Origin of the sequence: Amycolatopsis rhabdoformis, assembly GCF_035918295.1 — a bacterium.
GTDB classification, from domain to species: domain Bacteria; phylum Actinomycetota; class Actinomycetes; order Mycobacteriales; family Pseudonocardiaceae; genus Amycolatopsis; species Amycolatopsis rhabdoformis.
The window spans coordinates 6715789-6740263 of sequence record NZ_CP142149.1 but is presented as its reverse complement, the minus strand read 5'-3'; the positions used below and the strand labels follow the sequence as shown (position 1 = coordinate 6740263).

At 70.2% G+C, this 24475-nt stretch carries 22 protein-coding genes and 1 tRNA gene; 12 read left to right on the top strand and 11 right to left on the bottom strand.

The window, feature by feature from the left end; all coding sequences use genetic code 11:
• Positions 1–52: 52 nt before the first annotated feature.
• The 4 genes from VSH64_RS30935 to VSH64_RS30920 form a co-directional block, all read right to left on the bottom strand.
• A complete protein-coding gene (locus VSH64_RS30935; RefSeq protein ID WP_326566276.1) occupies positions 53–1033 on the bottom strand; it encodes a ribose-phosphate diphosphokinase in 981 nt (326 codons plus the stop codon).
• Entirely contained in the window at positions 1030–2523 is a 1494-nt protein-coding gene (glmU, locus tag VSH64_RS30930; protein WP_326566275.1) for a bifunctional UDP-N-acetylglucosamine diphosphorylase/glucosamine-1-phosphate N-acetyltransferase GlmU, read from the bottom strand. Before glmU ends, VSH64_RS30935 begins: the two co-directional genes overlap by 4 nt.
• Positions 2524–2571: 48 nt before the next feature.
• Entirely contained in the window at positions 2572–4266 is a 1695-nt protein-coding gene (locus tag VSH64_RS30925; protein ID WP_326566274.1) for a GGDEF domain-containing protein, read from the bottom strand.
• A 102-nt stretch (positions 4267–4368) separates the two neighbouring features.
• A tRNA-Gln gene (locus VSH64_RS30920) sits at positions 4369–4440 on the bottom strand.
• Positions 4441–4646: 206 nt separating this feature from the next.
• Between VSH64_RS30920 and VSH64_RS30915 the strand changes: the two genes are divergently transcribed.
• Positions 4647–5609 carry an acyl-CoA desaturase gene (locus tag VSH64_RS30915; protein WP_326566273.1) on the top strand — a complete coding sequence of 321 codons (963 nt, stop codon included), beginning with the start codon at positions 4647–4649 and terminating at the stop codon, positions 5607–5609.
• Positions 5610–5668: 59 nt separating this feature from the next.
• On the opposite strand, the gene VSH64_RS30910 is transcribed toward VSH64_RS30915, so the two are convergent.
• Entirely contained in the window at positions 5669–6553 is an 885-nt protein-coding gene (locus VSH64_RS30910) for a LysR family transcriptional regulator (RefSeq protein ID WP_326566272.1), read from the bottom strand.
• A gap of 79 nt (positions 6554–6632) precedes the next feature.
• On the opposite strand from VSH64_RS30910, the gene VSH64_RS30905 reads away from it, so the two are divergent.
• The 4 genes from VSH64_RS30905 to VSH64_RS30890 all read left to right on the top strand — a co-directional run bounded on the left by VSH64_RS30905 (position 6633) and on the right by VSH64_RS30890 (position 9706).
• Positions 6633–7469 carry an oxidoreductase gene (locus VSH64_RS30905; protein ID WP_326566270.1) on the top strand — a complete coding sequence of 279 codons (837 nt, stop codon included), beginning with the start codon at positions 6633–6635 and terminating at the stop codon, positions 7467–7469.
• Between the two features lie 83 nt (positions 7470–7552).
• Entirely contained in the window at positions 7553–8593 is a 1041-nt protein-coding gene (locus tag VSH64_RS30900) for an alcohol dehydrogenase catalytic domain-containing protein (RefSeq protein WP_326566269.1), read from the top strand.
• Between the two features lie 114 nt (positions 8594–8707).
• Positions 8708–9298: a TetR/AcrR family transcriptional regulator gene (locus VSH64_RS30895; RefSeq protein WP_326838068.1), complete on the top strand. Its 591-nt coding sequence runs from the start codon at positions 8708–8710 to the stop codon at positions 9296–9298.
• Between the two features lie 48 nt (positions 9299–9346).
• Entirely contained in the window at positions 9347–9706 is a 360-nt protein-coding gene (locus VSH64_RS30890; RefSeq protein WP_326566268.1) for a nuclear transport factor 2 family protein, read from the top strand.
• Here the strand turns inward: VSH64_RS30890 and VSH64_RS30885 are convergent.
• Together VSH64_RS30885 and VSH64_RS30880 are read right to left on the bottom strand one after the other, a co-directional pair.
• Complete coding sequence (locus tag VSH64_RS30885) at positions 9699–10091, bottom strand: NUDIX hydrolase (RefSeq protein WP_326566267.1); 393 nt, start codon at positions 10089–10091, stop codon at positions 9699–9701. The two genes, VSH64_RS30890 and VSH64_RS30885, sit on opposite strands and share 8 nt — an antisense overlap.
• 13 nt (positions 10092–10104) lie before the next feature.
• Entirely contained in the window at positions 10105–10614 is a 510-nt protein-coding gene (locus VSH64_RS30880; protein ID WP_326566266.1) for an isochorismatase family protein, read from the bottom strand.
• A 65-nt stretch (positions 10615–10679) separates the two neighbouring features.
• On the opposite strand from VSH64_RS30880, the gene VSH64_RS30875 reads away from it, so the two are divergent.
• A complete protein-coding gene (locus VSH64_RS30875) occupies positions 10680–11399 on the top strand; it encodes an SDR family NAD(P)-dependent oxidoreductase (protein ID WP_326566265.1) in 720 nt (239 codons plus the stop codon).
• Positions 11400–11509: 110 nt separating this feature from the next.
• Here the strand turns inward: VSH64_RS30875 and VSH64_RS30870 are convergent, their stop codons facing one another.
• The 3 genes from VSH64_RS30870 to VSH64_RS30860 all read right to left on the bottom strand — a co-directional run bounded on the left by VSH64_RS30870 (position 11510) and on the right by VSH64_RS30860 (position 13905).
• Positions 11510–11809, bottom strand: a complete 300-nt coding sequence (locus VSH64_RS30870) for a hypothetical protein (protein WP_326566264.1) — start codon at positions 11807–11809, stop codon at positions 11510–11512.
• Positions 11810–12818: 1009 nt separating this feature from the next.
• Positions 12819–13328: a DedA family protein gene (locus VSH64_RS30865; RefSeq protein ID WP_326566263.1), complete on the bottom strand. Its 510-nt coding sequence runs from the start codon at positions 13326–13328 to the stop codon at positions 12819–12821.
• Positions 13300–13905 carry a class I SAM-dependent methyltransferase gene (locus tag VSH64_RS30860; RefSeq protein WP_326566262.1) on the bottom strand — a complete coding sequence of 202 codons (606 nt, stop codon included), beginning with the start codon at positions 13903–13905 and terminating at the stop codon, positions 13300–13302. The genes VSH64_RS30865 and VSH64_RS30860 overlap by 29 nt, the downstream gene beginning before the upstream one ends.
• 147 nt (positions 13906–14052) lie before the next feature.
• On the opposite strand from VSH64_RS30860, the gene VSH64_RS30855 reads away from it, so the two are divergent.
• From VSH64_RS30855 to VSH64_RS30845, 3 genes are read left to right on the top strand one after another with little or no spacing between them, the layout of a single operon-like run.
• The gene (locus VSH64_RS30855; protein WP_326838067.1) at positions 14053–15177 is read left to right on the top strand and encodes a sensor histidine kinase; all 1125 of its coding nucleotides are present in this window, start codon (positions 14053–14055) and stop codon (positions 15175–15177) included.
• Positions 15174–15821: a response regulator transcription factor gene (locus VSH64_RS30850; RefSeq protein ID WP_326566261.1), complete on the top strand. Its 648-nt coding sequence runs from the start codon at positions 15174–15176 to the stop codon at positions 15819–15821. Before VSH64_RS30855 ends, VSH64_RS30850 begins: the two co-directional genes overlap by 4 nt.
• Before the next feature lie 26 nt (positions 15822–15847).
• Positions 15848–17023 (top strand): PQQ-dependent sugar dehydrogenase, encoded by a 1176-nt coding sequence (locus VSH64_RS30845; RefSeq protein ID WP_326566260.1) that lies wholly within the window; start codon positions 15848–15850, stop codon positions 17021–17023.
• Here the strand turns inward: VSH64_RS30845 and VSH64_RS30840 are convergent.
• On the bottom strand, positions 17010–17762 hold the full coding sequence (locus VSH64_RS30840; RefSeq protein ID WP_326838066.1) for a helix-turn-helix domain-containing protein: 753 nt from the start codon (positions 17760–17762) through the stop codon (positions 17010–17012). The two genes, VSH64_RS30845 and VSH64_RS30840, sit on opposite strands and share 14 nt — an antisense overlap.
• A gap of 92 nt (positions 17763–17854) precedes the next feature.
• On the opposite strand from VSH64_RS30840, the gene VSH64_RS30835 reads away from it, so the two are divergent.
• The 3 genes from VSH64_RS30835 to mfd all read left to right on the top strand — a co-directional run bounded on the left by VSH64_RS30835 (position 17855) and on the right by mfd (position 24390).
• Entirely contained in the window at positions 17855–18760 is a 906-nt protein-coding gene (locus tag VSH64_RS30835) for an LLM class flavin-dependent oxidoreductase (protein ID WP_326566259.1), read from the top strand.
• Between the two features lie 262 nt (positions 18761–19022).
• Entirely contained in the window at positions 19023–19871 is an 849-nt protein-coding gene (locus VSH64_RS30830; protein ID WP_326566258.1) for a heme-binding protein, read from the top strand.
• Between the two features lie 955 nt (positions 19872–20826).
• The gene (gene mfd / locus VSH64_RS30825; protein ID WP_326838065.1) at positions 20827–24390 is read left to right on the top strand and encodes a transcription-repair coupling factor; all 3564 of its coding nucleotides are present in this window, start codon (positions 20827–20829) and stop codon (positions 24388–24390) included.
• The last annotated feature ends 85 nt before the right edge of the window (positions 24391–24475 follow it).

The window sequence follows — 24475 nt, the reverse complement described above, 5'->3', positions numbered from 1 at the left end:
CAGTTTCGCCGCCGGCGGACCGAAATCCACCGACGGCGAAACCCGAAAAACCTCAGGCAGCCCCGTCGAACAACGACGTGACCGAACCATCCTCGAACACCTGCTGAATCGCCTCGGCCAGCATCGGCGCGATCGACAGCACCGTGAGCCCCGGGAAGCGCTTCTCGTCCGGAATCGGCAGGGAGTTCGTGACGATGACCTCGCGCGCCTTGCACTGCGAAAGGCGCTCGGTCGCCGGGTCGGAAAGGATCCCGTGCGTGGTGGCGATGACGACGTCGGCCGCGCCCTCGTCGATCAGCGCCTCGGTGGCCTTCACGATCGTGCCGCCGGTGTCGATCATGTCGTCGATCAGCACGCAGAGCTTGCCCTCGACCTTGCCGACCACGCGGTTGGCCACGGCCTGGTTGGGCTTGTCCGGGTCGCGCGTCTTGTGGATGAACGCGATGGGCCGGTCGCCCAGCTGCTGCGCCCACTTCTCCGCCAGCCGCACGCGGCCCGAGTCGGGCGAAACGACCGTGATGTCCGCGTCGCCGTAGGTCGCCTTGATGTGGTCGGCGAGCACCGACTGCGCCATCAGGTGGTCGACCGGGCCGTCGAAGAAGCCCTGGATCTGCGCGGTGTGCAGGTCGACCGTCATGATCCGGTCGGCACCCGCGGTCTTGAACAGGTCGGCGATGAGCCGGGCCGAGATCGGCTCGCGGCCCTTGTGCTTCTTGTCCTGGCGCGCGTACGGGTAGAACGGCATGACCACGGTGATCCGCTTGGCCGAAGCGCGCTTCAGCGCGTCGACCATGATCAGCTGCTCCATCACGTACTCGTTGATCGGCGTGGTGTGCGCCTGGATCACGAACGCGTCGGTACCGCGCACCGACTCCTCGAACCGCACGAACAGCTCACCGTTGGCGAACGTGTGCGCGGTCTGCGGGGTGATGGTCACGTTGAGGTGCTTGGCCACCTCTTCCGCGAGCTCCTGGTGCGCCCGGCCGGAGAAGAGCATCAGGTTCTTCTTCGGCGTACCTTGCTTCGGACTCATGCTGGCGACTCCCCGTCGTTTCCTGCTTCCGACACGGACACGGCGGTGTCCTCACTCGCGGCGAGCGCGGCTTCCGCCGCCTTCGCCGCAGGCGTACCCGGCCTGCGCCGGACCGCCCAGCCCTCGACGGTGCGCTGGGGCCCCGCCGAGAGCGCAAGTGCACCAGGCGGCACGTCGTCCCGGATCACCGCACCCGCTCCACTGTAAGCGCCGTCACCGATTCGCACCGGCGCGACCAGCGTGTTGTCGGCGCCGAGTCGCACGTAGGAGCCCACCACGGTGTGGTGCTTGTTCACGCCGTCGTAGTTCACGAAGACGCTGGAGCAGCCGATGTTGCTGAAGTCGCCCACGGTCGCGTCGCCCACGTAGGTGAGGTGCGGCACCTTGGTGCCGGTGCCGATCTGCGCGTTTTTCGTCTCGACGAACGCGCCGAGTTTGCCCTTCGCGCCGAGCTTCGTGCCGGGCCGCAGGTAGGTGAACGGGCCGACGTTCACGCCGTCGCCCAGCTCCGAGTCGTCCGCGTGCACCCGCACCACGGACGCACCCGAGCCCACCGCCACGTTCGTGAGCGTGGTGTCCGGGCCCACCAGGGAACCTTCGCCGACCGACGTGGTGCCCTTGAGCTGTGTGTTCGGCTCCAGCGTGACATCGCGCGACAGCGTCACGTCCGCGCCGATCCACGTGGTGTTCGGGTCGACCACGGTCACGCCCTCGCGCTGCCAGTGGCGCACGATCCGGCGGTTGTACTCCGCGCCCAGCGTCGCCAGCTGCACGCGGTCGTTCACGCCCTCGGTCACCCACGGGTCGTCGACCACGAGCGCGCCGACGCCCTTGCCGTCCTGGTGCGCGATGCCCAGCACGTCGGTGAGGTACAGCTCGCCCTGCGCGTTGTCCGTGGACAGGCGCGAGAGACCGTCGGCCAGCACGGCGGCGTCGAACGCGTAGACGCCCGAGTTGATCTCGGTGATCGCGTGCTGCGCCGGCGTCGCGTCCTTGTGCTCCACGATCGACTGCACCACACCGGCGTCGTCGCGAACGATGCGGCCGTAGCCGGCGGGCTCGGCGACCACGGCGGTGAGCACGGTGACCGCGTTGCCCGAGCCGGTGTGCTCGGCCAGCAGCGCGGCGAGGGTCTCGGTGTCGAGCAGCGGCACGTCGCCGTAGCTCACGAGCACGGTGCCGGTGAGGCCGGCGGGCAGCTCGTGCAGCGCGCACGACACGGCGTGGCCGGTGCCCTTCTGCTCGGTCTGCACCGCGGTGGTCACCTCGCGGCCCAGCGCCTCGCCGACGCGCGCCAGCTCGGCACCCACGGCTTCGCGGCCGTGGCCGATCACCACCACCAGGTGTTCCGGGTTCAGACCGGCCGCGGCGCGGACGGCGTGTTCCACCAAGGGGCGCCCGGCGATCGGGTGCAGCACCTTCGGGGTGGACGAACGCATGCGGGTGCCCTCACCCGCGGCGAGGATCAGCGTGCTCAGCGGGCCGCTCAACGAGACTCCCAACAACGATTTACCGGCTCGTTCCGACGGGCAACGATCCTACGTGGGCTCCTCGACGCCCCACGAGGGGTCGGCCGGGATGCTCTCCGCGGGCCAGCTCGCGCCGGCGTCGCCCGCCATGGAATTCGCGGAGGCGACCTGGTTGCCGCCACCGCGCTTTGCTTCGTACATCGCCGCGTCCGCGCGCGCGAGCACCTGCTCGGCCCGCTCCTGCGGCCGCAGCGACACCAGCCCGATGGACAGGGTGACGCCGTGCGAAAGGTGGTGCGGCAGCTGGGCCACGGACTTCACCGCGCGCCCCAACGCCATCTTCGCGGCCGACGCGGGCGCACCGGGCAGCAGCACGATGAACTCGTCGCCGCCGTAGCGGGCCACCACGTCGTCGCCGCGCAACGCGTCACGCAGCGTGCTCGCGACGACGCGGAGCACGTTGTCACCCTCGGCGTGCGACTGCTTGTCGTTCACACCCTTGAACCCGTCGAGGTCCACGAGCCCGACGGCGAGCGGCTGCGCGTCGGCCGAGGAAGCGAGCGCGCGCAGGCGTTCGTCGAGCGCGCGGCGGTTGGGCAGGCCGGTGAGCGGGTCCTGCAGCGCCTGCTGCGTGATCGCACCGTGTTCGGCCGAGAGCCGTTCGTGTTCGCGCCGCGCGTTGAGCGTGGCGATCTGCGATTCGCGCAGCGTCCACATCTCCGACTCGAGCGTGGTCGCGTAGTCGATCAACGACTTGCTGGCGCCCGACGCGTAATCCGGCGCGGTGTCCAGGCGTGCGAGCTCGCGGGCGATGTTGAGCCGCATCGACGGCTGCGAGATGTCCTCCGACATCGCCTTGCGCGTCTCGCGCAGCACGTCGAGGGCTTCCTCGCGGCGGCCGGCGCGGTCGAGGCAGCGGGCCAGCGCGATGGCGACGATTTCCTGCTCGTGCGGGAAGTGGTGGCCCCCGTGCATCCGCCGCAGCCGGTCCACGTGCTCCGCGGCCGGGTTGTGCAGCGCGAGAGCCGAAGCGAGCACGCCGACCTGGTCCACCGCGGCGACGCCGGCCTTGCGCGGGAACAGCGATTCGGCGAACGGGCCCTCGGCCGCCACCGCCATCGACGCGGCGGTGCGGAACTTCTCGGCCGCCTCGTCGTACTGCTCGATGCGTTCGAGTCGCAGGCCCCAGCCCAGCAGCATCTTCACGCGGTTCATAAGCTGCAGCGTGATCTCGTGGGGGCTCGCGCTTTCTCGGATCGCCTGGTGCGCGCGGCCGATGACCTCTTCGGCGGCTTCGTACACGCCGAGCTGGTTGAGCACGATCCAGCAGTCGATGAGCGCCATCGACTGCATGCGGTTCCAGTTGCGCACGCCGACCTGGCGGTCGGGGATCGTGGAGTCGTCGAGGATCGCGAGCGCGCGGGCGATCTCGGTGAGCGCCGCGTCTTCCTGCGCGGCCAGCACGAGCCGGCGCCCGCGCAGCGCGTGCGCGTCGGCCCGCAGCAGCGACAGTCCGTGGCGACGGGTGTGGGCCAGCATCTCGTCGAGCCGCGGCTCCGCTTCGGCCGCCAGGCCGCGGGTGACCAACCTCGCGAACGCCGAAGCGCGCAGCAGCTGCGCGACCAGCGTCGGTTCGCCGCGGCGCAGGGTTTCCTCGAGCAGCCCGTCCATGATCTCGACGATCTCGAGCTGCTTGTCGAACTCCTGCCGCTGCACGGCGGCGATCAGCTCACGCGCGCGGCCGACCAGCCACGCGTCCGACATCTCGACGAGAGTCGGACGCCGGGCGGGTCCGGGGTCGATCGCTTCGTCGCTCAGCCGCCCCACACCCCCTACACGCTTCGGCTCGGGTTGGTCACTCGTCTGCTCCGCCGCCAGGATTCGAACCTGAACTGTCAGAACCAAAATCTGAAGTGCTGCCGATTACACTACGGCGGATCGATCCTGGTCAGGATAGCGATGATCGGCGACAGTGGTGGCGGGAGGGTGAAGCGCCCGCGCCCGGGGTACTTCACTGGTGGTGCCGCACCGGAGCGGAACGGACATTTCGGGCCTCCCCAGGGCTCGAAACCTCCTGTACCGTAACTTACGGCATCGTAGGTTAGGTCACCCTTCGCAGGGGCTCGTAGGAAGAAGTGAACTGTATGACGGCCACCCTCGACCGTTCCCAGCCCGCTGGAGACCCACCGGCCCCGAAGGGCCCCAAGCCGATCACCGAAGGCCAGCGCGGCATCGGCGTGCAGCTGTCGGTGTACTTCGGCGTGCTCGCGCCGTTGGTGGCCCTGCTGGTCGCCGTGCCCTTCGCGTGGGGCTGGGGGCTGACGTGGGTCGACGTGGCGCTGTTCGTGGTGTTCTACGGAGTCAGCGGCCTGGGCATCACCGTCGCCTACCACCGGTACTTCACACACGGCTCGTTCAAGGCGAAGCCGTGGCTGCGTGTGGTGATGGCCATCGCCGGCAGCATCGCCCTGCAGGGTCCCGTGATCACCTGGGTGGCCGACCACCGTCGCCACCACGCGTTCTCCGACCGCGACGGCGACCCGCACTCGCCGTGGATGTTCGGCACCTCGCCCGCGGCCATCGCGCGCGGCTTCTGGCACGCGCACATGGGCTGGCTGTTCGAGCGTGACCAGAGCAACCAGGGCCGCTTCGCGCCGGACCTGGTCAAGGACTCGGCCATCCGCAAGGTCGACGACCTGTTCTGGCTGTGGGCCCTGCTTTCGCTCACGCTGCCCGCTCTGCTCGGCGGCCTGATCACCTGGTCGTTCTGGGGCGCGCTCACCGCGTTCTTCTGGGCCGGTCTCGTGCGCATCTGCGTGCTGCACCACGTGACCTGGTCGGTGAACTCGATCTGCCACATGATCGGCGAACGCCCCTTCGCGGCGCGTGACCGCTCGGCCAACTTCTGGCCGCTGGCGATCTTCTCCTTCGGCGAGAGCTGGCACAACCTGCACCACGCCGACCCGACCTCGGCGCGCCACGGTGTGAAGCGCGGCCAGATCGACATGTCGGCGCGGCTGATCTGGATGTTCGAGAAGTTCGGCTGGGCGCACGACGTGCGCTGGCCGACCCCGCAGCGACTGGCCCGGATCGCTTCCGAGGGCTGAGTTCTTTCGCTCCTTTGCGGACCACCGATTTTCGGTGGTCCGCTTTCTTTTCGCGGGTCTTACGGTGCTCGCGTCGCGAGCTGGGCGGCGCGCGCGTAACCCTGCACGAGCTCCCGGGTGTCGTCCTTGCGCCAGGCCAGCGCGAGGCGGCTGGGTGCGACGCCGCGCACCGGCAGGGCGACGACGTCGCCGCGGGTGAGCAGCGGCGCGTTGCCGGCGGCGATGAGGCACACGCCGCGGCCGTCCACAAGGGCCTCGTAGGTCTCGTCGGCGCTGCTGATCTCCGCGCCGATCACGGGCGCGCGGCCGCCGCGGGCCTCCGGGGCGAGCCAGTAGTCGCGCAGCGGGCCGGCGTCGGCGGGCAGGGCGAGGAACGGTTCGTCGAGCAGGTCTTGGAAGTCCACTGTGGACTGCGCGGCGAGGCGGTGGCCGGCCGACATCGCGACGAGCCGCGGCTCTTCGGCGACCACGACCCAGCGGTAGCGCTCGGCGCCGGGCACGGGGAGCCACACGAACGCGACGTCGGTGGACCCGTCGGCCAGGCCCGCGGTCGAGTCGTGCCAGCCGATCTGGCGCAGCGTGAGCCGCGCGTGGGGGTGCTCGGCGGTGAACCGCGAGCGGATGGCGGGCAGCATCCCGCCGCGGCCGGGGCTGGTGCTCATGCCGACGGTGAGCTGCGTTTTCGCCTGCTCCAGAGCGGTTTCCGCCGTGCCCCACTCCGCGAGCACTCGGCGGGCGTGGGGCAGGAGGGCCTCACCGGCGGCGGTGAGCCGGACGTCGCGGCGGTCGCGGTCGAACAGGGCGGCGCCGAGCTGGCGTTCGAGCATGCGGATCTGCTTGCTGAGCGCGGGCTGCGAGACGTAGAGCCGCTCGGCCGCGCGCGTGAAGTGGAGCTCTTCGGCGACCGCGACGAAGTAGCGCAGATCGCGTCCGTGCACGTCCATAACCAAGGGTTATCACGGCAGGTCTTGGACGCGCGAGCGCTTTTCGCCGAGGCTTGATCTCGGCGAAAGGAGCCAGGACATGAGCAGGGTTTGGCTGATCACCGGTGCGAACAGCGGCTTCGGGCGCGCGCTCACCGCGGCCGCGGTGGCCGCCGGCGACGTGGTGATCGCGGCGGCCCGGCGCCCCGAAACGCTCGCGGACGTCGTCGCCGCGCACCCGGACCAGGTGGAGGCGGTGGCGCTCGACGTGACGGACCTCGCCGGCGTGAACGCCACCGTGGCTTCGGTGATCGCGCGCCACGGCCGGCTCGACGTGCTGGTGAACAACGCGGGCCGCAGCCACGTCGGCGCGTTCGAGGAGACCACCGACGAGGAGCTGCGTTCACTGTTCGACGTGCACGTGTTCGGCCCGGCGGCCCTCGTCCGCGCGGCCCTGCCGCACATGCGCGCGCGGCGCTCGGGCGCGATCGTGCAGCTGAGCAGCCTGGGCGGGCAGCTGTCGTTCGCGGGCTTCTCGGCCTACAGCGGCACGAAGTTCGCGCTGGAGGGCCTGTCGGAAGGCCTGGCCGACGAGGTGGGGCGGCTGGGGATCAAGGTGCTGATCGTGGAGCCGGGCGCGTTCCGGACCGGGCTGTGGGGGAGCACCAGCCGTAGCGTCGACGAGATCGAGGACTACACGGAGTCAGTGGGGCCGACCCGTCGGATGGTCGTGGACGCCGACGGCACGCAGGCCGGGGACCCGGCGAAGGCGGCGGCGGCCATCTTGACGGCGTTGGACGCTCCGGAGCCACCGTTGCGGTTGGCGCTGGGTGCCGACGCGGTCGAGGCCATCGGGACGCACCTCGACCAGGTGCGCGGGGATTTGACCACGTGGGAGGGCGTGGCTCGGGCCACGGCGTTCGACCATGCCGGATAGGCATGCCTGGGGTTCCTGATCTTCGCTTCCGGCATGGGGTGGTGCGGACTTAGCGTGATCGAAACGGAGCGAAAGGTCCTCTCGTGCGCGCAGCCACTCTCACCGCTTTCGGATCACCGCTGGTCGTGGGGGAGGTGCCCGATCCGCCCGACGGCGAGGTGCTCGTGGAAGTCCTCGCGACGGTCGTGCCGCCGTACGCCGACGAAGTCTTCAGCGGCGCGCGGCGCTACCCGCTCGAGCCGCCCGTGGTGCCGGGGGTCGGGGGCATCGGGCGGGTGGTGCGGATCGGGCCGGACGCCACGAAGGTGGCGGTGGGTGACGTCGTGTGGTGCGACTCGACCGTTCGCGCCCGCGACGACGCCCTCACACCCGACATCACGCTGCAGGGCTGGAGCTCCCGCGGCGAAGGCGGGGCGCGCCTGGCCCGGCACTTCCACGACGGTTCGTTCGCTTCGCTCATGCGCGTGCCGACGGAGAACGTGTACGCGCTGCCGCCGGGTGTGGATCCCGTGCGGTGGGCCGCGCTGGGCTGGCACCTGATCCCGTACGGCGGGCTGCTCGCCGGCGGGCTCGCGGCCGGCGAGACGGTGCTGGTCAGCGGCGCGACCGGCAACCTGGGCAGCTGCGCGGTGGCCGTGGCGCTCGCGATGGGCGCCGGGCGCGTGGTGGCGGTGGGCCGCAACCACGCGGTGCTCGACCTGCTGGTGCGCCGCTTCGGCGCGCGCGTGGAGCCGGTGTCGCTGGGTGATGCGGTGCGCGGTCCGGTGGACCTCGTGCTCGACCTCCTGCCGCCGCAGGCTCCGGCGTCCGCCTCGCGGGCCGCCGCGATGACCGTGCGCGAGCAGGGCCGGGTGGTGCTGATGGGCGGCGTCGGCATGCTCGGCGGTGATGAGTTTGCGCTGCCGTACCCGTGGCTGATGCGCAACTCGGTGACCGTGCGCGGCCAGTGGATGTACCCGCGCTCGGCGAACGTCGGGCTCATCCGCCTCCTCGCGTCGGGCGCGCTCGACCTGGCGCCCGAACACGTGACGCGCTTCGGGTTGGCCGAGGTCAACGAGGCCGTCGCGCACGCCGCGGCCCACGGCGGCGCGTTCGACCGAACGGTGCTCACTCCGGCGGCGTGACCCCGTGCGGCTACCCTCCTGCTAATGGCGGGGCGACGACGAGCGAAGCGCGAAGCAGCGGCAGCCACCGGCGTGGCGGGCGCCCGACCGGCGGCGCCGGCCACGCGCGTCCGCATGACGGGCAGCGAACGACGGCAGCAACTCCTGGCCGTCGCGCGGGCCCTGTTCGCGGAGAAGGGCTTCGACGGCACCTCGGTGGAAGAGATCGCGGCCCGCGCGAACGTCTCGAAACCCGTGGTCTACGAACACTTCGGCGGCAAGGAAGGCATCTACGCGGTCGTGGTGGACCGCGAGACCCAGCTCCTGCTCGACCGCATGGTCAACACCCTCCACGGCGGCCACCCGCGCGTGATGCTCGAACAGGCGGCCATCGCCCTGCTCAGCTACGTCGAAGACTCCCACGACGGCTTCCGCATCCTCGTGCGCGACTCCCCGGTGGCCAGCTCCACGGGCACCTTCTCCACGGTGCTGAACGACATCGCGGGCCAGGTCGAGCACATCCTCGCCCAGCAGTTCGCGGCGCGGGGGTATGAGGAGAAGCTGTCCGCGCTGTACGCCCAGGCGTTGGTGGGGATGGTGGCGCTCACGGGGCAGTGGTGGCTGGAAGCGCGCAAGCCGAAGCGTGATGAGGTGGCGGCGCATTTGGTGAATTTGGCTTGGAACGGGCTTTCGCATTTGGAGAACAAGCCTCGTTTGTGGGGCTGAGGTTGCGGGGGTTGTCTCTCGGGGGCTTGATCCCCGACGATCAACCCCATGAAGACCTTCCGCCAAGCCATCGAGACCCAGGACCTCGAAGCCGCCGTGCGGCTGTTCGCCGAGGACGCGACGTTCCGCAGCCCGGCCGTGCACAACCCGTACCAGGGGCGGGCGCAGGTCGAGGCGATTCTGCGGGCCGCGATGGCGACGTTCGAGGACTTCCGCTACGAGCGCGAGCTCGCGGACGATCGCGGGCACGCCCTGGTGTTCCGCGCGCGCGTCGGCGACCGGGAGGTGGAGGGGTGCGACTTCCTGCGCACCAACGAAGCCGGCGAGATCGACGAGCTCGTGGTGATGATCCGGCCGCTGTCGGGGCTCACGGCGTTGGCGCAGGCGATGGCGGAGAAGCTCAGCTGAGCAGCGACCGCGCGCGGAGGTCGTCGAAGATCAGCTGCACGGCGGCCGACACGCGGGGGCGGTCGGCGTAAGCGAGCCACGCGAAGGAAGCGATCTCGCTCGAAGCCGCGAGCGTGCCGGAGTACGTCGCGGTGTAGCAGGTCATGCGTACGACGGTGCCGTCCGCGCGGCCGTCCGCCGGGGCTTCCCACACGCCGGCCGGGCGCAGCGAAGCCGGGTCGAGCGACACGGAAAGCTCCTCGCGAATCTCGCGCACCAGCGTCTCGGTGTCCGACTCGCCCGGTTCGCGCTTGCCGCCCGGCAGGTACCAGGTGGATTTGCCGGCGGAGACGGCGGCGAGCACGCGGCCGTCCACCACGTGAAGCCACGCGATCTTGTCGATCATCTGCTTTTGCCGATCATCGCAGTGCCGCAAGGGTTTCGGCGGTGGTGAGCACCGCGCCGAGGCGCGGGAAGATGTGTGTGGTCGACGATTGGTGCGATACGGCCGAAAGGCCGGTCATCGCGTCGGACACGGCGATCACCTGGTAGCCGTGGTCCGCGGCGGCGCGCAGGGTCGACTCCACGCCGAACTCCGTGGCGATGCCGCCGAACACGGTGGTGCGCACGCCGGCTTCGCGCAGGTGGGCGTGCAGGTCGGTGTTGTAGAAGCCGCCGATGGTGGACTTGACCACGAGCTTCTCACCGTTGCGCGGCGCCAGCTCGGGGATCACCGGCGAGTCCTCGGAGCCCGGCCGCCGCGCCTGGATGATCACGATCTGCGCGCCGGCCTCGGAAAAGGCGTCGCGCAGGCGCACGGCGTTGGCGGCCGCCTCGGGGCCGGTGAACGGCGTCGTCGGCAGCGCGACGATCCGCTCCTGGAAGTCGACGAGCACCAGCGCCGTCGAAGCGGGGTCGATCTCGTTCATACGGCCGATCCTAGGCCGGGCCCGGTACGGTCGGTGTTCGTCCACTGGGGAAAGGACCTTTACGAATGACGCGCGAAGTACTGGTCACCGGCGGCGGCACCGGCATCGGCTACGCCATCGCCGCCGCGTTCGCGGCCGAGGGCGACAAGGTCACGATCACCGGCCGCCGCGAGAGCGTGCTCACCGAGGCCGCCGCCCTGCTCGGCGCCCGCCCGGTCGTGTTCGACGCCGGCGACTCCTCGGCCGTCGAAGCGGCTTTGCCCGAATTGCCCGACCGCGTCGACGTCCTGGTCAACAACGCCGGCGGCAACACCGACTTCCTCCGCGACGACAACACCGACCTCGCCACCCTCGACACCGCCTGGACCGCAAACTTCCGCGCCAACGTCTTCACCGCGGCCCTCGTCACGGCCGGCCTGCGCGACCGCTTCGCCGACCGCGGCCGCATCATCACCATCGGCTCCATCGCCGCCCACACCGGCGCCGGTTCCTACGGCTGGGCCAAAGCCGCCCTCGAAGCCTGGAACGCCGACATCGCCCGCGTCCTCGGCCCCCGCGCCATCACGGCCAACGTCGTCGCCCCCGGCCTGATCGTCGACACGGAGTTCTTCCACGGCAAGCTTACCGACGAACGCCGCGACCGCCTGGTCGCGAACACGATGAACAAACGCGAGGGGCGGCCGGAGGATGTCGCGCAAGCCGTGTTGTTCCTGGCGAGTCGTGGGGCGGGGCATATTACGGGGCAGGTTTTGCATGTGAATGGTGGTGCGTTCGGCGCCGGGTGAGGCAGTTTTGCTTGTCCTGCCGGACACAGCCCTGCCGGGCGTCTTCGATTCCACCACGCTCCGAGGCTGCATAGACTCGTTGCACACGCGCACCACGAGGCGTCTGCTGGTCAGCCGGGCTCGGTGAACGAGATCGGCTTGCCCGTGGCTTGGGCGTGGGCGATCTCTCTGCTGGTGGACTCGCCGATATACCCGCCGGGGTTGACGACGAGCACCCGGTCAGCCAGGTCGATCTTGCGCAGGTGGAGGGCGTCCAGCGCGGTCTTCTGCTCGCCGGTGATCAACTCGTCCGCTTCGCCCGGCGCCACGACGATGACACCTGCGAACGTCAGATCACGGTTCGCCGCACGCATCTCGTCGACGAACCGGGCAGAACCGCAGATGCAGACAATCTCAGGTCGGTCGGGCACAGCTCAGTCCTTCCGTCGAACGGGAAACTGGCGACACGGCCTCATCATTCACAGCTCGGCAATGCCGTGGTCAGCGGCCCACTTCACCCTGGCCGGTACCAACGTCCGCACCCCCACCCAGGCACAGCCCCCCCTCGCTGAACAGGGTTCCGGCAAAGGTTTCGATCCTGGTTGTGGGGCGGGCACGGTCTTTGTTGATCATGTGAGTGTCTGGGTCGCGTGATCACGTGAGAGTGCCGTGCCCGCTGTGTCATCGTGCCTGATCTCTGCTGCGCTTGATCGTCTGGCGCCGGTGGTGGCGGTGGACGCTGCTGCTGGACGGGCGGGTGACCTGTGTAAACACCTGGCCATGGTGCACGACCTGCGACATCAGCGGGGCGTGCGGCATTCGATCGGTTCGATCCTGGCGCCGGTGGCGGTGGCGGCCGGGCCGAGGACGTTTCACCGCGATCGGGGAGTGGGCCGCGGATGCGCCGCAACACGTGCCGGCGCTGCTGGGAGCACGGTTCGATGCCCGCGTAAACCGATATGTGGCAACGGATGAAGCCCGCCCGCATCGGACGTTACGTCCGCAGACGCTGGCACATCGAAAACAAACTCCACTGGATCCGCGACGTCACCTACACCGAAGACGCACCCCGCGCTCGCACCGGCACCACACCCCGCCTCATGGCCACCCACCCTCCGCAACCTCACCACCAGCACACTCCGCCACGCCGGACACACCAACATCGCCGCAGGACTACGCCACACAACCCCACCCGAGCCCCTCACCCAGCTCGGAATACACCCCTAAACACCACAACGACCTTGCCGAAACCCTGCCCTCCCGAGGGGGCACCCCCGCCGGACACAGCCCCGCCCTCCCGAGGGGGGCGTCCCCGAACCCATTCTACCGGCCCCCACCGACAAAAACCCCAAACGAGCACTCCATCGGTCAACTTATCCACAACTCGACAAAGCTGTGGACAGCCCCAGAGTCCCCTCCGTACCAACAAAACCCCCAACCTCACCCCAGCGTCACCCACCCAGCCACCTGCCCACCCAACAACTCCACCCCCGCCCACACCACCGCCGCACAAACACTGCTCACCACAAACCTCCGATACGACAACCCACCCGACCCCGCGATCCGCGGCACCAACGTCCGCACCCCAGCCAGACACCGCCCCGCCACCACCGCCGGCACGCCGTACCGCGCCACCACCGCCTCCGCCCGATCCCACCGCGCAGCACCGATCCGCCGGCCCAGCCGCGAAGTCCGCAGCCGAGGCCCCAGCACCCGCCCCTCCCAATACGCGACCTGATCCCCGAGCACCGCCGCGCACACGCACACCGTCAGCGCCACCCACAGCGTCAGCGTCCCGCGTTGGACCAGGAAGCCCATCATGAGCAAAGTGGACAGTGTCGGCAGCACAATCCCGGGCAGTAGTGCCGTTTCCGCCGCGACGATCAGCCCGCACACGACGTAGACGACAACCGCGGGCGCGTCAAGAAGCGGCTGCAGCAGGCTGTTCACGCAGCGCCCCGAGGTGGCGAACCGGCAACGCCGCGCGGTAGACGTACGCGGGCGGCAGGTTGCCCCACACCACCCGTGTGCGCTCGACCACCGAGAACCGGCTCCGCAGCAGCCGCGCGAAGCGGCGCGCGGGTGGTGTCCAGGCGGTGTGCGCGTAGGCGAACGTCGTGAACCGGCCGGACAAGGACAGCGCCGCGCACACCGAGTCCAACACCTGCACTTGGCGGAAAGCAGGCATCGCCGTCCACGGCAGGCCGGAGATCACCACGTCACACGGCGCGGCCGACAACGTCGCCAGCTGCTCCGCCGACCCCGAAACCACCGAGACCGACGGGAACGCCCGCCGCAGCGAAGCCACCAGCCGCGGATTGATCTCGATGGCAGCGAACGAGGCCGAAGGCGGCAGCAAATCCACGATCGACGCCGTGAACACCCCCGTACCTGGCCCGAGCTCCACCACGGACGCGGCGGATTCCAGCCCGAGATCGCGGGTCATGGCGGCGGCCAGCGAGCCCGAGCTCGCGGCGATCGCGCCGGTGAGAAAGGGGTGGCGGAAGAACTCCGTGGTGATCGACATGTCTCCGAAGCTAGGGACGCGCCCGGTAGCCGCGGATCAGCCGAACGGCCCCGCCACATCGTCCCATCGGAGGACCTTGAGAATACCGCGGAACGACGCGGCAGAAGCCCCGAAACGGTTAGCGTCGAAGGCGTGCGAGGACTCGTGATGTGGGTGCGCAGGCAGCGCTGGACGCTCGACCTGCCGCTGTACGCCGTGTTCCTGCTGCTCGGCCCGAACATCGCGGCCAAGCAGTCGTGGTCGCTGCAGATGGTGCCGCTGGTGTTCCTGTTGCCGTTGCTGGTGCGGCGGCGATTCCCGCGGACCACGGCGGTGCTGATCGTGGCCGGCGTGGTCGCGGTGTACACCAACGAGGTGTGGGCCTATGACCGCGGCCGCAGCGAGCTGGCGCTGGCCGTGGTGCTGTTCACGCTGGTCAAGAAGGGTGATCGGCTCTTCGGTGGCCTCGTCGCGGCCGCCGTGCTGGTGCTGGAGTTCGAGTGGGGCTTCACCTGGGGAGTCCACACGCAGAACCCGACGTTGACGATCATCGGGGTGCTGCCGCTGCACGTCGCGGCGTGGGCGCTCGGCGAGTTCTTCCGCGCCAAGGAGCAGCTAACCGACGAGGAACGGCTGCGGGCGGACCTCGCCGAATCGGAGCGGCAGGCGCAGGCGCGCGCGGCCGTCGCGGAGGAGCGCACGCGGATCGCGCGCGAGCTGCACGACGTGCTGGCCCACAGCATGAGCGTGATCGTGCTCAACGCCGAAGGCGCGAAGCTCGCGCGCCACCAGGATCCCGACGCCGTGGACCGCACGCTCGACACCATCGGCCGCACCGGCCGCGGCGCGCTGGCCGAGCTGCGGCGGCTGCTGGAGGTGATGCACGCCGGCGAGCCCGCGCGCACGCCGCAGCCGACGCTGGAGGAGCTGCGCGCGCTGGTGGAGCAGTCCGGGCGTGACGTCGAGCTCGAGGTGGTCGGCACGGACCCGCCGGCCGGCGCCGCGCTGCAGGCCTACCGGATCGTGCAGGAAGCGCTCACCAACATGCTCAAACACGCGCCCGCCGACGCCACCGCTCGCGTGCGCGTGGAGTTCACGCGGGCCGAAGTGCTCGTCGAGGTGATCAACACCGGCGGTCGGTTGCCGGTCGCGGCCGGGCTGCCGTCGTCGGGGCGCGGGCTGGCCGGCATGGCCCAGCGCGTGGAGCTCTACCGCGGCGAGCTCGACACGGGCCCGCTGCCCGGCGGCGGGTTCCGCGTGCGGGCGACACTGCGAACGGGAGAGCCGGCATGACCTCGGTGCTGATCTGCGACGACCAGGAGCTGGTACGCGTCGGCCTGCGCATGATCGTGGACAGTCAGCCGGACCTGCAGGTGGTCGCGGAGGCGGGCGACGGCGCCGCCGCCATCGCGATCGCCCGTGAACGGCGGCCCGACCTCGTGCTGATGGACGTGCGCATGCCGGTGCTCGACGGCGTCGCCGCCACGGAACGCATCTGCGCCGAGCTGCCCGACGTGCGGGTGCTCGTGATCACCACGTTCGACCTCGACGAATACGCCTACTCGGCGTTGCGCGCGGGTGCGAGCGGATTCCTGGTCAAAGACGCGCCGTCGGACGAGATGCTGGTGGCCATCCGCGGCGTGCTGCGCGGCGACGCGATGGTGTCGCCCTCGGTCACGCGTCGGCTGCTCGACCGCTACCTCACCGCGCGGCCGGTCGCCGAACCGCAGTTGGACACGCTCACCGAACGCGAGAAGGACGTGCTCGGCCTCATCGCGCGCGGCCTGTCCAACGCCGAGATCGCGGGCAAGCTGTTCATCGGCGAGACGACGGTGAAGACGCACGTCGGGCGCGTGCTCGGCAAGCTGGGCCTGCGTGATCGCGTGCACGCGGTGGTGTTCGCGTACGAATCGGGCCTGGTCCGGCCGGGTGAGTGAGCGATTTTTCGGGCAAACTGGACGGCATGCGCAAACCCGGAGTGCTGCTGGCAGTGGTCGCCGCGTTCGCCGCGGGATGCACGGGAGTGGCCTCGCCGTCACCTCCTCTCACGAGCGCGCCCTCTTCCGCGGCGAGCGGCGCGTTCCACGTCGAAACGGTCGCCGGCGGCCTCGAACACGGCTGGGACATCGGCTTCCTGCCCGACGGCTCGCTGCTCGTGCCGCAGCGCCCGGGCAAGCTCGCGCTGATCCGCGGCGGGCAGACCACGCAGGTGCGCGCCGATTTCTCCGACGTCCTCGTGCAGGGTGAGGGCGGCTTGATGGGCCTGGTCCTGGCGGCGGACTTCGCGGCTTCGCGCGAGTTCACCACCTGCCAGACGCACCAGGAAGGCGGCCGCGCGGTCGACGTCCGGCTGGTCACGTGGCGCCTGGCCGCCGACGGTGCCAGCGCCACCAAGGCGCGCGACCTGCTCACCGGCCTGCCCGTGAACCCGAGCGGACGCCACTCCGGCTGCCGCCCCACGCTGGCGCCCGACGGCGCGCTGCTCGTCGGCACCGGCGACACCGCGCGTTCCACGATCGCGCAGGACCGCCACGCCCTCGGCGGCAAGGTGCTGCGGATGAACGCCAAGACCGGGGAACCGTTGCCGGACAACCCGTTCATCTCCTCGACCGACCCGCGTGAGCGCTTGATCTACACCTACGGCCACCGCAACATCCAGGGCGTCGCGATCCGGCCGGGCACCGGCCAGATCCTCACGTCCGAACACGGCCCCACCTTCGACGACGAGGTGAACCTGATCCAGCCCGGCGGCAACTACGGCTGGGACCCGTCGAAGGGCGGAACGGACTCCTCCTACGACGAGAGCGTGCCGATGACGGACACCACGCGGTTCCCGAACGCAGTGCGTCCACTGTGGACTTCGGGGAACATCACCGAGGCCACCTCCGGCGACGCGTTCCTCACCGGCCCGCAGTGGGGCCCGAACGAGGGCGCGCTGGCCGTGGTGGCGCTGAAGGGCCAGAAAATTCTGCTGCTCCACCTCGACGCCGCCGCCCACGTCACGCACGTGACGCTGCCGCCGGAGTTCGACGAGCACTTCGGCCGCCTGCGCGCCGTGCGCTCCGCCCCGGACGGCAGCCTCTACGTGACCACGTCCAACGGCTCGGACGACAAGCTGCTGCGCGTCACGCCGGCCTGAGCCGGGCGGCCGTCTCCGCGTCGGCCGGCAGGAACGTCTCCAGGCTCAGCTCGGCGATCGTCACGTCGACGGCCGTGGTGAAGCGCGTGATGGCGGTGATCAGCCGCAGGTCGCCGAGCGGGGTTTCGAGGTGCAGGGGCACGGCGAAACCGAGGTGATCGGCCGACGGTTGCGCCGGCGCCGGCAGGTAGGACGTGAGTTCGTCCAGCAGCTCGCGGTGGCGCGGGTCGGGCAGGCCTTGGCGCGGGCGTTCGAGCACGTGCTGGGCCCAGTCGGCGAAGTTGGTGATGCGCGGGGCCATGCCGTCGGGGTGCAGGGCCAGGCGCAGCACATTCACGGGCGGGCGCAGCAGGTGTTCGGCCACGCCCTCGGTGAGCAGGGCGAACGCGTCGTTCGCGGCGATCAGCACGCCGTAGCGGTCGACGATCAGCGCCGGGTACGGCCGGTGCCCGTCGAGCAGTGCGCGCAGCGAGCCGAGCACCGGCGCGAGCGCGGGGTCGTCCAGCGGCGTTTCGGCGTAGCCCGGGGCGAAGCCGGCGGTGAGCAGCAGGGCGTTGCGTTCGCGCAGCGGCAGGCCGAGCGCCTCGGCCACGCGCACGACCATGCCGCGCCCGGGCGTCGAACGGCCGCGTTCGAGGAAACTCACGTACCGCTGCGTGGTGCCCGCGCGCGTCGCCAGGTCGAGTTGGCTCAGGCGGCGGCGGGTCCGCGCGTCGCGCAGTGCCTGGGGGAACGCCATGTCCATGCCGCCAGGCAAGCAGAAGCCGTGCGGGCGCGCCATTCCCCGCGGGGAATTGCCGCGAGACCCTGGTGCGTCGAAAGCTTCTCGGCATGAAATTCGGACTTCTTCTGCCGGCCGGGCTGGCTCAGCTGCGCGATGTCCCCGCGATCGTGGACCTGGCGCGTGAGGCCGAGCGGCTCGGCTTCGACTCGGTGTGGGCCGGCGACTCGATCGTGCGCGCCCGCCTCGAACCCCTCACGCTGCTCACGGCCGTCGCGCAGGCCACTTCGCGCGTGACGATCGGGACGGCGGTGCTGCTGCCCGCGTTCCGGCACCCGGTGCAGGCGGCGTTGACGCTGACCTCGCTCGACCTCCTGTCCGGCGGTCGGCTGGTGGTCGGGGTCGGTGCCGGGTTCCCTGGTTTCAGCGAGCCGGAGTTCGAGCTGGTGGGCGTGCGGTTCAAGACGCGGTTTTCGCACCTCGACGACGTCGTGCGGCTGTGGCGCGAGCTGTGGACCGGCGCCCCGCGCTCGTTCCACGGCAAGGTGCTGCACTACGACTGGCTGCCGGATGTGCCGCGGCCGGCGCGCGCGGGCGGGCCGCCGATCTGGCTGGCGGGGGCGACGCCGTCCGCGCTGTGTCGGGCCGGCTCGCTGTACGACGGCTGGCTTCCGTACCCGCCCGACCCGGCTGACTACGGTCGCGGCCTCGCGGCGATTCGTCCTCAACGTCCGTTCACGCCGGCGCTGTTCGCGACGGTGTACGTGGACGACGACGCCGACCGCGGCCAGGGCGTGCTGGAGGACTACGCGCAAGGGACGTACCGGCGTCCGCTGTCGGTGATCGGCGGGATCCAGACGATGCTGACCGGGCCGGTGGCGACCGTGGCCGCCGGGCTTCGCGCGTACGCCGACGCTGGTGCGGACCACGTGCTCATCCGCATCGGCGCGCTCGATCCTTCGGCGGTGGCGCGGCAACTTCCGCGCGTGGCCGAAGTTGTGTCCCAACTTACTTGAACCGATCAACACTGCCCATCCGTGTCACCGGCAACAGTCCGACGACACGGAAGGATGTGCGGTCATGATCGGCGACCCCGACTGGAACCGTTGAGTGCCACCGAAGTCGCGGAATCCGGCCCGTTAGGCCATTCCGCGCTTCCCCAGGCGACGGTGAACTCGCTCGAACGAGTGAACCCGTGAACCTGGACGAGCTTCCGTTCCGTGTTCGCAACGGATCTCCGAACGCGGGGATCCGTTGCCACGGAAAGGAAGTTACGCCATGACCGCCCACGTGTTCCGCGCCGGCGCCCCCGCCGACCTCGCGACGCTGCGCTCCCTGCGCGAGCTGCCCGGCCGCTGGATGGGCCGCGGGTTCAACCTCATCGCCCGCCCCGACAAACACGACAACCAGCCGTTTTTTCTTCAGCTGAGCGCCACGCAGGAGACGCTGGAGTTCGCCCCGATCGGCGCCCCCGTGCCCAACCGCGGCTCCGCCCAGGACGACATCTTCTTCCGCGGCGTGCACTACACGCAGCAAATCAGCGACGCCGTCACGGGCGGCGCGCTGCACTTCGAGACGGGCCAATGGATCGACGTCCCGGCCACCACCGCGCCCACCGCCCCGGAAACCGTGGCCCGCCTGGCCACCATCCCCCACGGCGACGCGCTCCTCGCGCAGGGCCAGCCCCTCACCGTGCAGGGCGGCCCGCGCATCGACCCGGCTGATTCCACGCCCACCACCCACGCGACCGGCCAGCCCGTTGTGGGTGCTCCGTACCTGGCGCCGTTCACGACCACGCCGCTGCCGCCGGGGATTCCGGCTGGGGCCATCGCCAATCCGAATGTGGTGCTGACGGAGGCGATCAAGGACCAGAAGATCACTGAGACGGTGGTGTTGCCACTGTCCACAACGGACGTGATCGGTGGGTCCGCGGGTGGGATCCAGAACATTCCCTTTGTGGTGACCAATGCCAATGCGACCAGTATGACGGCGGTGTTCTGGATCGAGAAGGTGTCGGATCCGGTGCTGGGGGAGTTCCTGCAGCTGCAGTACACGCAGACGGTCATCCTGAATTTTCTGGACATCGACTGGCCGCACATCAATGTGGGGACGTTGGTGAAGCAGTGAAGGTGGTGGGGTGAGGCGGTTCTTTGCCTCTTTGTCTCTTTGTCTCTTTGGTGTTCGTGTCGCTTTGGTTTTCGTGTCGCACAGTCGCCTCGCGGGGTGGTCCCGCGGGCGCTTGTGCGCCGGGGGTCGGATGTCGCGCTGGACGTTGCCGGGAAGTCCAGGTGCTGCGGGGTTTGCTTCGACTGGCTGGTGATGTGGGCATCGTCGGTGGTGGTGTGGCGGGGTCGGTGTGGTGGTGTTGCTTCGGCTCGGAATCGCCGTGTCCGCGGGCGCGGTTCGCTTCGCGTGGCGAATTTCGGGCATCGTCGGCGGTGTATCCGGGCCTGTGTGGCGGTGTTGCGTCGGCTCGAACGGCGGCGTTCGCGCGTCGCATGGGCGCGTGCCTTTCGGCGGGTCGGGCGCAGTTGTCCACAACTCGGGCCCGCTGTGGACAACTCGGCCGATCGCCGGGTTTTGTCGGTGTGCCCCGGTAGAATGGAACCTGGGCGGCCCCCGGGAGGGTGGGGCTTTGTCGTCGCGGGGGTTGGGGTAGCAGGCAGGGTCGGCCAAGGGGCCGCGGTGCGGTGCCGGGAATACGAACAGCGGATCTGGCCCGGGGTTCAGCAACGTCCTCTGCGGCTGGGCTCCCGGGAATCCGGCAACACCCTCCGCAACCACACCGCCGAACACCCGAACATCCGAACATCCGAACACCCGAACACCCGAAGCCCCAGCCCCCTGGCCCGCCACCCCCGGCGACCCCGGATAACCTCCCCCGCCCCTCCGCCTTCAACGCCCCAAATCACCCAAACCCACCACGCCACCGCCCCGCCCACACGGCTCCGCCAGGCCGCCGGTGACCCCAGAGACCAACCCCACCGACCCCCGCCACCTGCAGGCACCCCTGACCACCTGCCCGGGCCGCCCCCGTTCTGTCGGTGCCGCGACGTAGTCTGGATGCGTGACCGACGCTCCACTGTCCGGACTCCTCCAAGCCATCCTCCCCGACCCGGCCCTGCGCGGGGTTGTCGAACGCGCCGGCGCCCCGCTGCTCGAGCTGCAGGGCGCCGTGACCGCGCGCCAGCTGGTCGCCGCCGCGCTTGCGGAGGCCGAAACCGCAGGTGGCGCGGGCCGCCATGTGTTGGCCGTCACGGCCACCGGCCGTGAGGCCGATGAGCTCACCGCGGCGCTCGAAGCGCTGCTCGGCCGGGACAAAGTGGTCGACTTCCCGTCGTGGGAGACGTTGCCCCACGAGCGCCTCTCGCCGCGGGCCGACACCGTCGGGCGGCGGCTCGAAGTGCTGCACCGGCTGCACCAGGGTGACGACGAGCTGAAGGTCGTCGTCTCCACCGTTCGCAGCCTGATCCAGCCGATGGCCCCGGGTCTGGGCTCGCTGGCGCCGGTCGACCTGGTCGTGGGTGAGGAGCAGAGCTTCGAAGGCCTGCTGGATCGCCTGGTCGAGCTCGCGTACACGCGCGTGGACATGGTGGAGAAGCGCGGCGAGTTCGCCGTGCGCGGTGGCATCCTCGACCTGTTCGGGCCCACCGCGCAGCACCCCGTGCGCGTGGAGTTCTGGGGCGACGAGGTCAGCGAGATCCGCGCGTTCGCGGTGTCGGACCAGCGGTCGCTGCCGGGCGAGATCCAGCACGTCACCGCGCCGCCGTGCCGTGAGCTGCTGCTCACAGCCGATGTGAAGGCCAAGGCCGCCGAGCTCGCCGTCACCTACGAGGCCGACGCGCAGCTGGCCGAAATGCTCACCAAGCTCGCCGAGGGCATCCCGGTCGAAGGCATGGAAGCCCTCATCCCGGTGCTCTGCGCGGGTGAGCTCACGCTGCTCACCGACGCCCTGCCGCGCGGCAGCCACGTGCTGCTCGCCGACCCGGAGAAGATCCGCGCCCGCGCCGCCGACCTCGTGCGCACGGGCCAGGAGTTCCTCGAAGCGTCGTGGACCACGGCCGCGGCCGGTGGCCAGGCGCCGATCGACCTCGGCGCGTCGGCCTACCGCGACCTCGCCGAGATCGCCGCCCACGCGCAGGACACCAAGCGCTCCTGGTGGACGATCACACAGCTGAGCAGCGAAGACCCCGACGTCTACCGCGTCGGCATCGAGGCCGCGCCCGCGTACCGAGGCGAGTTCGAGCGCGCGATGACCGACCTGCGTGCCCACGTGGCCGCTCGCGGCGCCGGCGTGCTCGTCGTCGCGGGCCACGGCACGGCGACGCGCGCCGTCGAGCAGCTCATGACCGCCGAGGTGCCCGCGACGCTGGCCGGCGAAGGCCTCGTCGACGTCCCGCCCGCGGGAATCGTCACGGTCGTGTGCGGCGCCCTCGTCGACGGCTTCGTCTCACCCGAGCGTGCCCTCGTGGTGCTGTCGGAAGCCGACCTCACGGGTCGCGGCGCCAACGCCGGAACGTCCACAAAGGACCTCAACGCCAAGATGCCCTCGCGGCGGCGCAACGCCGTCGACCCGCTGGCCCTGAAGGCCGGCGACTACGTGGTGCACAACCAGCACGGCATCGGCCGCTTCGTCGAGATGGTGCAGCGCACCGTCGCCGGCGCCACGCGCGAATACCTGCTGCTGGAATACGCGAGCTCCAAGCGCGGCCACCCCGGCGACCGCCTGTTCGTGCCCACCGACCAGCTCGACGAGGTCAACCGCTACGTCGGCGGCGAGCTGCCCACGCTCAGCAAGCTCGGCGGCTCCGACTGGAAGAACACCAAGGCCAAGGCCAAGAAGGCGGTCAAGGAGATCGCGGCCGAGCTCGTGCAGCTCTACGCCGCGCGCCAGGCCGCGCCCGGTCACCCCTTCGGCCCGGACACGCCGTGGCAGGGCGAGCTCGAAGACGCGTTCCCGTTCCAGGAGACCAACGACCAGCTCGCCGCCATCGACGAGGTCAAGGCCGACATGGAACGCGGCGTGCCCATGGACCGCGTGATCTGCGGCGACGTCGGTTACGGCAAGACCGAGATCGCCGTGCGCGCCGCGTTCAAGGCGGTGCAGGACGGCAAGCAGGTGGCCGTGCTCGTGCCCACCACGCTGCTCGCGCAGCAGCACCTCAACACCTTCACCGAGCGCATGCAGTCGTTCCCGGTCACCATCAAGGGCCTTTCGCGGTTCACGAACAAGTCCGAGTCCGACGTGATCCTCGAGCAGCTCGCCGCCGGCGAGGTCGACATCGTGATCGGCACGCACCGCCTGCTGCAGACGGGTATCCGCTACAAGGACCTCGGCCTCGTGATCGTCGACGAGGAACAGCGCTTCGGCGTGGAGCACAAGGAACACATCAAGGCGCTGCGCACCCACGTCGACGTGCTCACCATGTCGGCCACGCCGATCCCGCGCACGCTGGAGATGTCGCTCGCCGGCATCCGCGAGATGTCCACCATCCTCACGCCGCCGGAAGACCGCCACCCGATCCTCACCTACGTCGGCGGCTACGACGACAAGCAGGTCGGCGCCGCCGTCCGCCGCGAGCTGTTGCGCGACGGCCAGGTCTTCTACGTGCACAACCGCGTGTCGTCCATCGAGAAGGCCGCGAAGCGCATCCGCGAACTGGTGCCGGAAGCGCGCGTGGTCACGGCCCACGGCCAGATGAACGAGGACAAGCTCGAAAAGATCATCCAGGGCTTCTGGGAAAACGAGTACGACGTGCTCGTGTGCACCACCATCGTCGAAACCGGCCTCGACATCTCCAACGCCAACACCCTCATCGTCGAACGCGGTGATCTCCTCGGGCTGGCCCAGCTGCACCAGCTTCGCGGCCGCGTGGGCCGTGGCCGCGAACGCGGCTACGCCTACTTCCTGTACCCGCCCGAAACCCCGCTCACGGAAACCGCCCACGACCGCCTCGCCACGATCGCCCAGAACACCGAGCTGGGCGCCGGCATGGCCGTGGCCATGAAGGACCTGGAAATCCGCGGCGCCGGCAACATCCTCGGCGCCGAACAGTCCGGCCACATCGCGGGCGTCGGCTTCGACCTGTACGTGCGCCTGGTCGGCGAAGCGGTCGAAGCCTTCCGCCGCCACGCGGGCGCCGAGCCTTCCGAGGACGAGGAACTCGCGGAAGTCCGCGTCGACCTCCCCGTCGACGCCCACATCCCCCACGACTACGTCGAAGGCGAACGCCTCCGCCTGGAGGCCTACCGCAAGATCGCGGCCGCCCCCGACACCGCCGGCCTCGACGCGGTGCGCGAAGAACTCATCGACCGCTACGGCCAGCCGCCCGCCCCGGTCACCCGCCTCCTCGCCGTCGCCGCCTTCCGCCACACCTGCCGCGCGGCCGGTGTCACGGAGGTTGCCGTGCAGGGCAACACCATCCGCTTCGCACCCCTGCCGCTCGCGGATTCGCAGATGGTGCGGCTCAAGCGCCTGTACCCGAAGGCGACCTTCAAGGCCATCACGAACACGGTCTCGGTCCCCAAACCCACGGAGGGCCCGGCCGGCGGCCGCATGGGCGCGCCGACGCTACGCGACCAGGAACTGCTCGACTGGTGCGCGAAGCTGCTGACCCAGCTCACGAAAACACCCGCGACCGTGTGAGGTGTCCCGGGCTGGAAACAGCTCGACGTTCGGGCGAACTACCAGCGGAAACCTTGGAGAGGAAGTAGATTCGGCCTTACCGTCT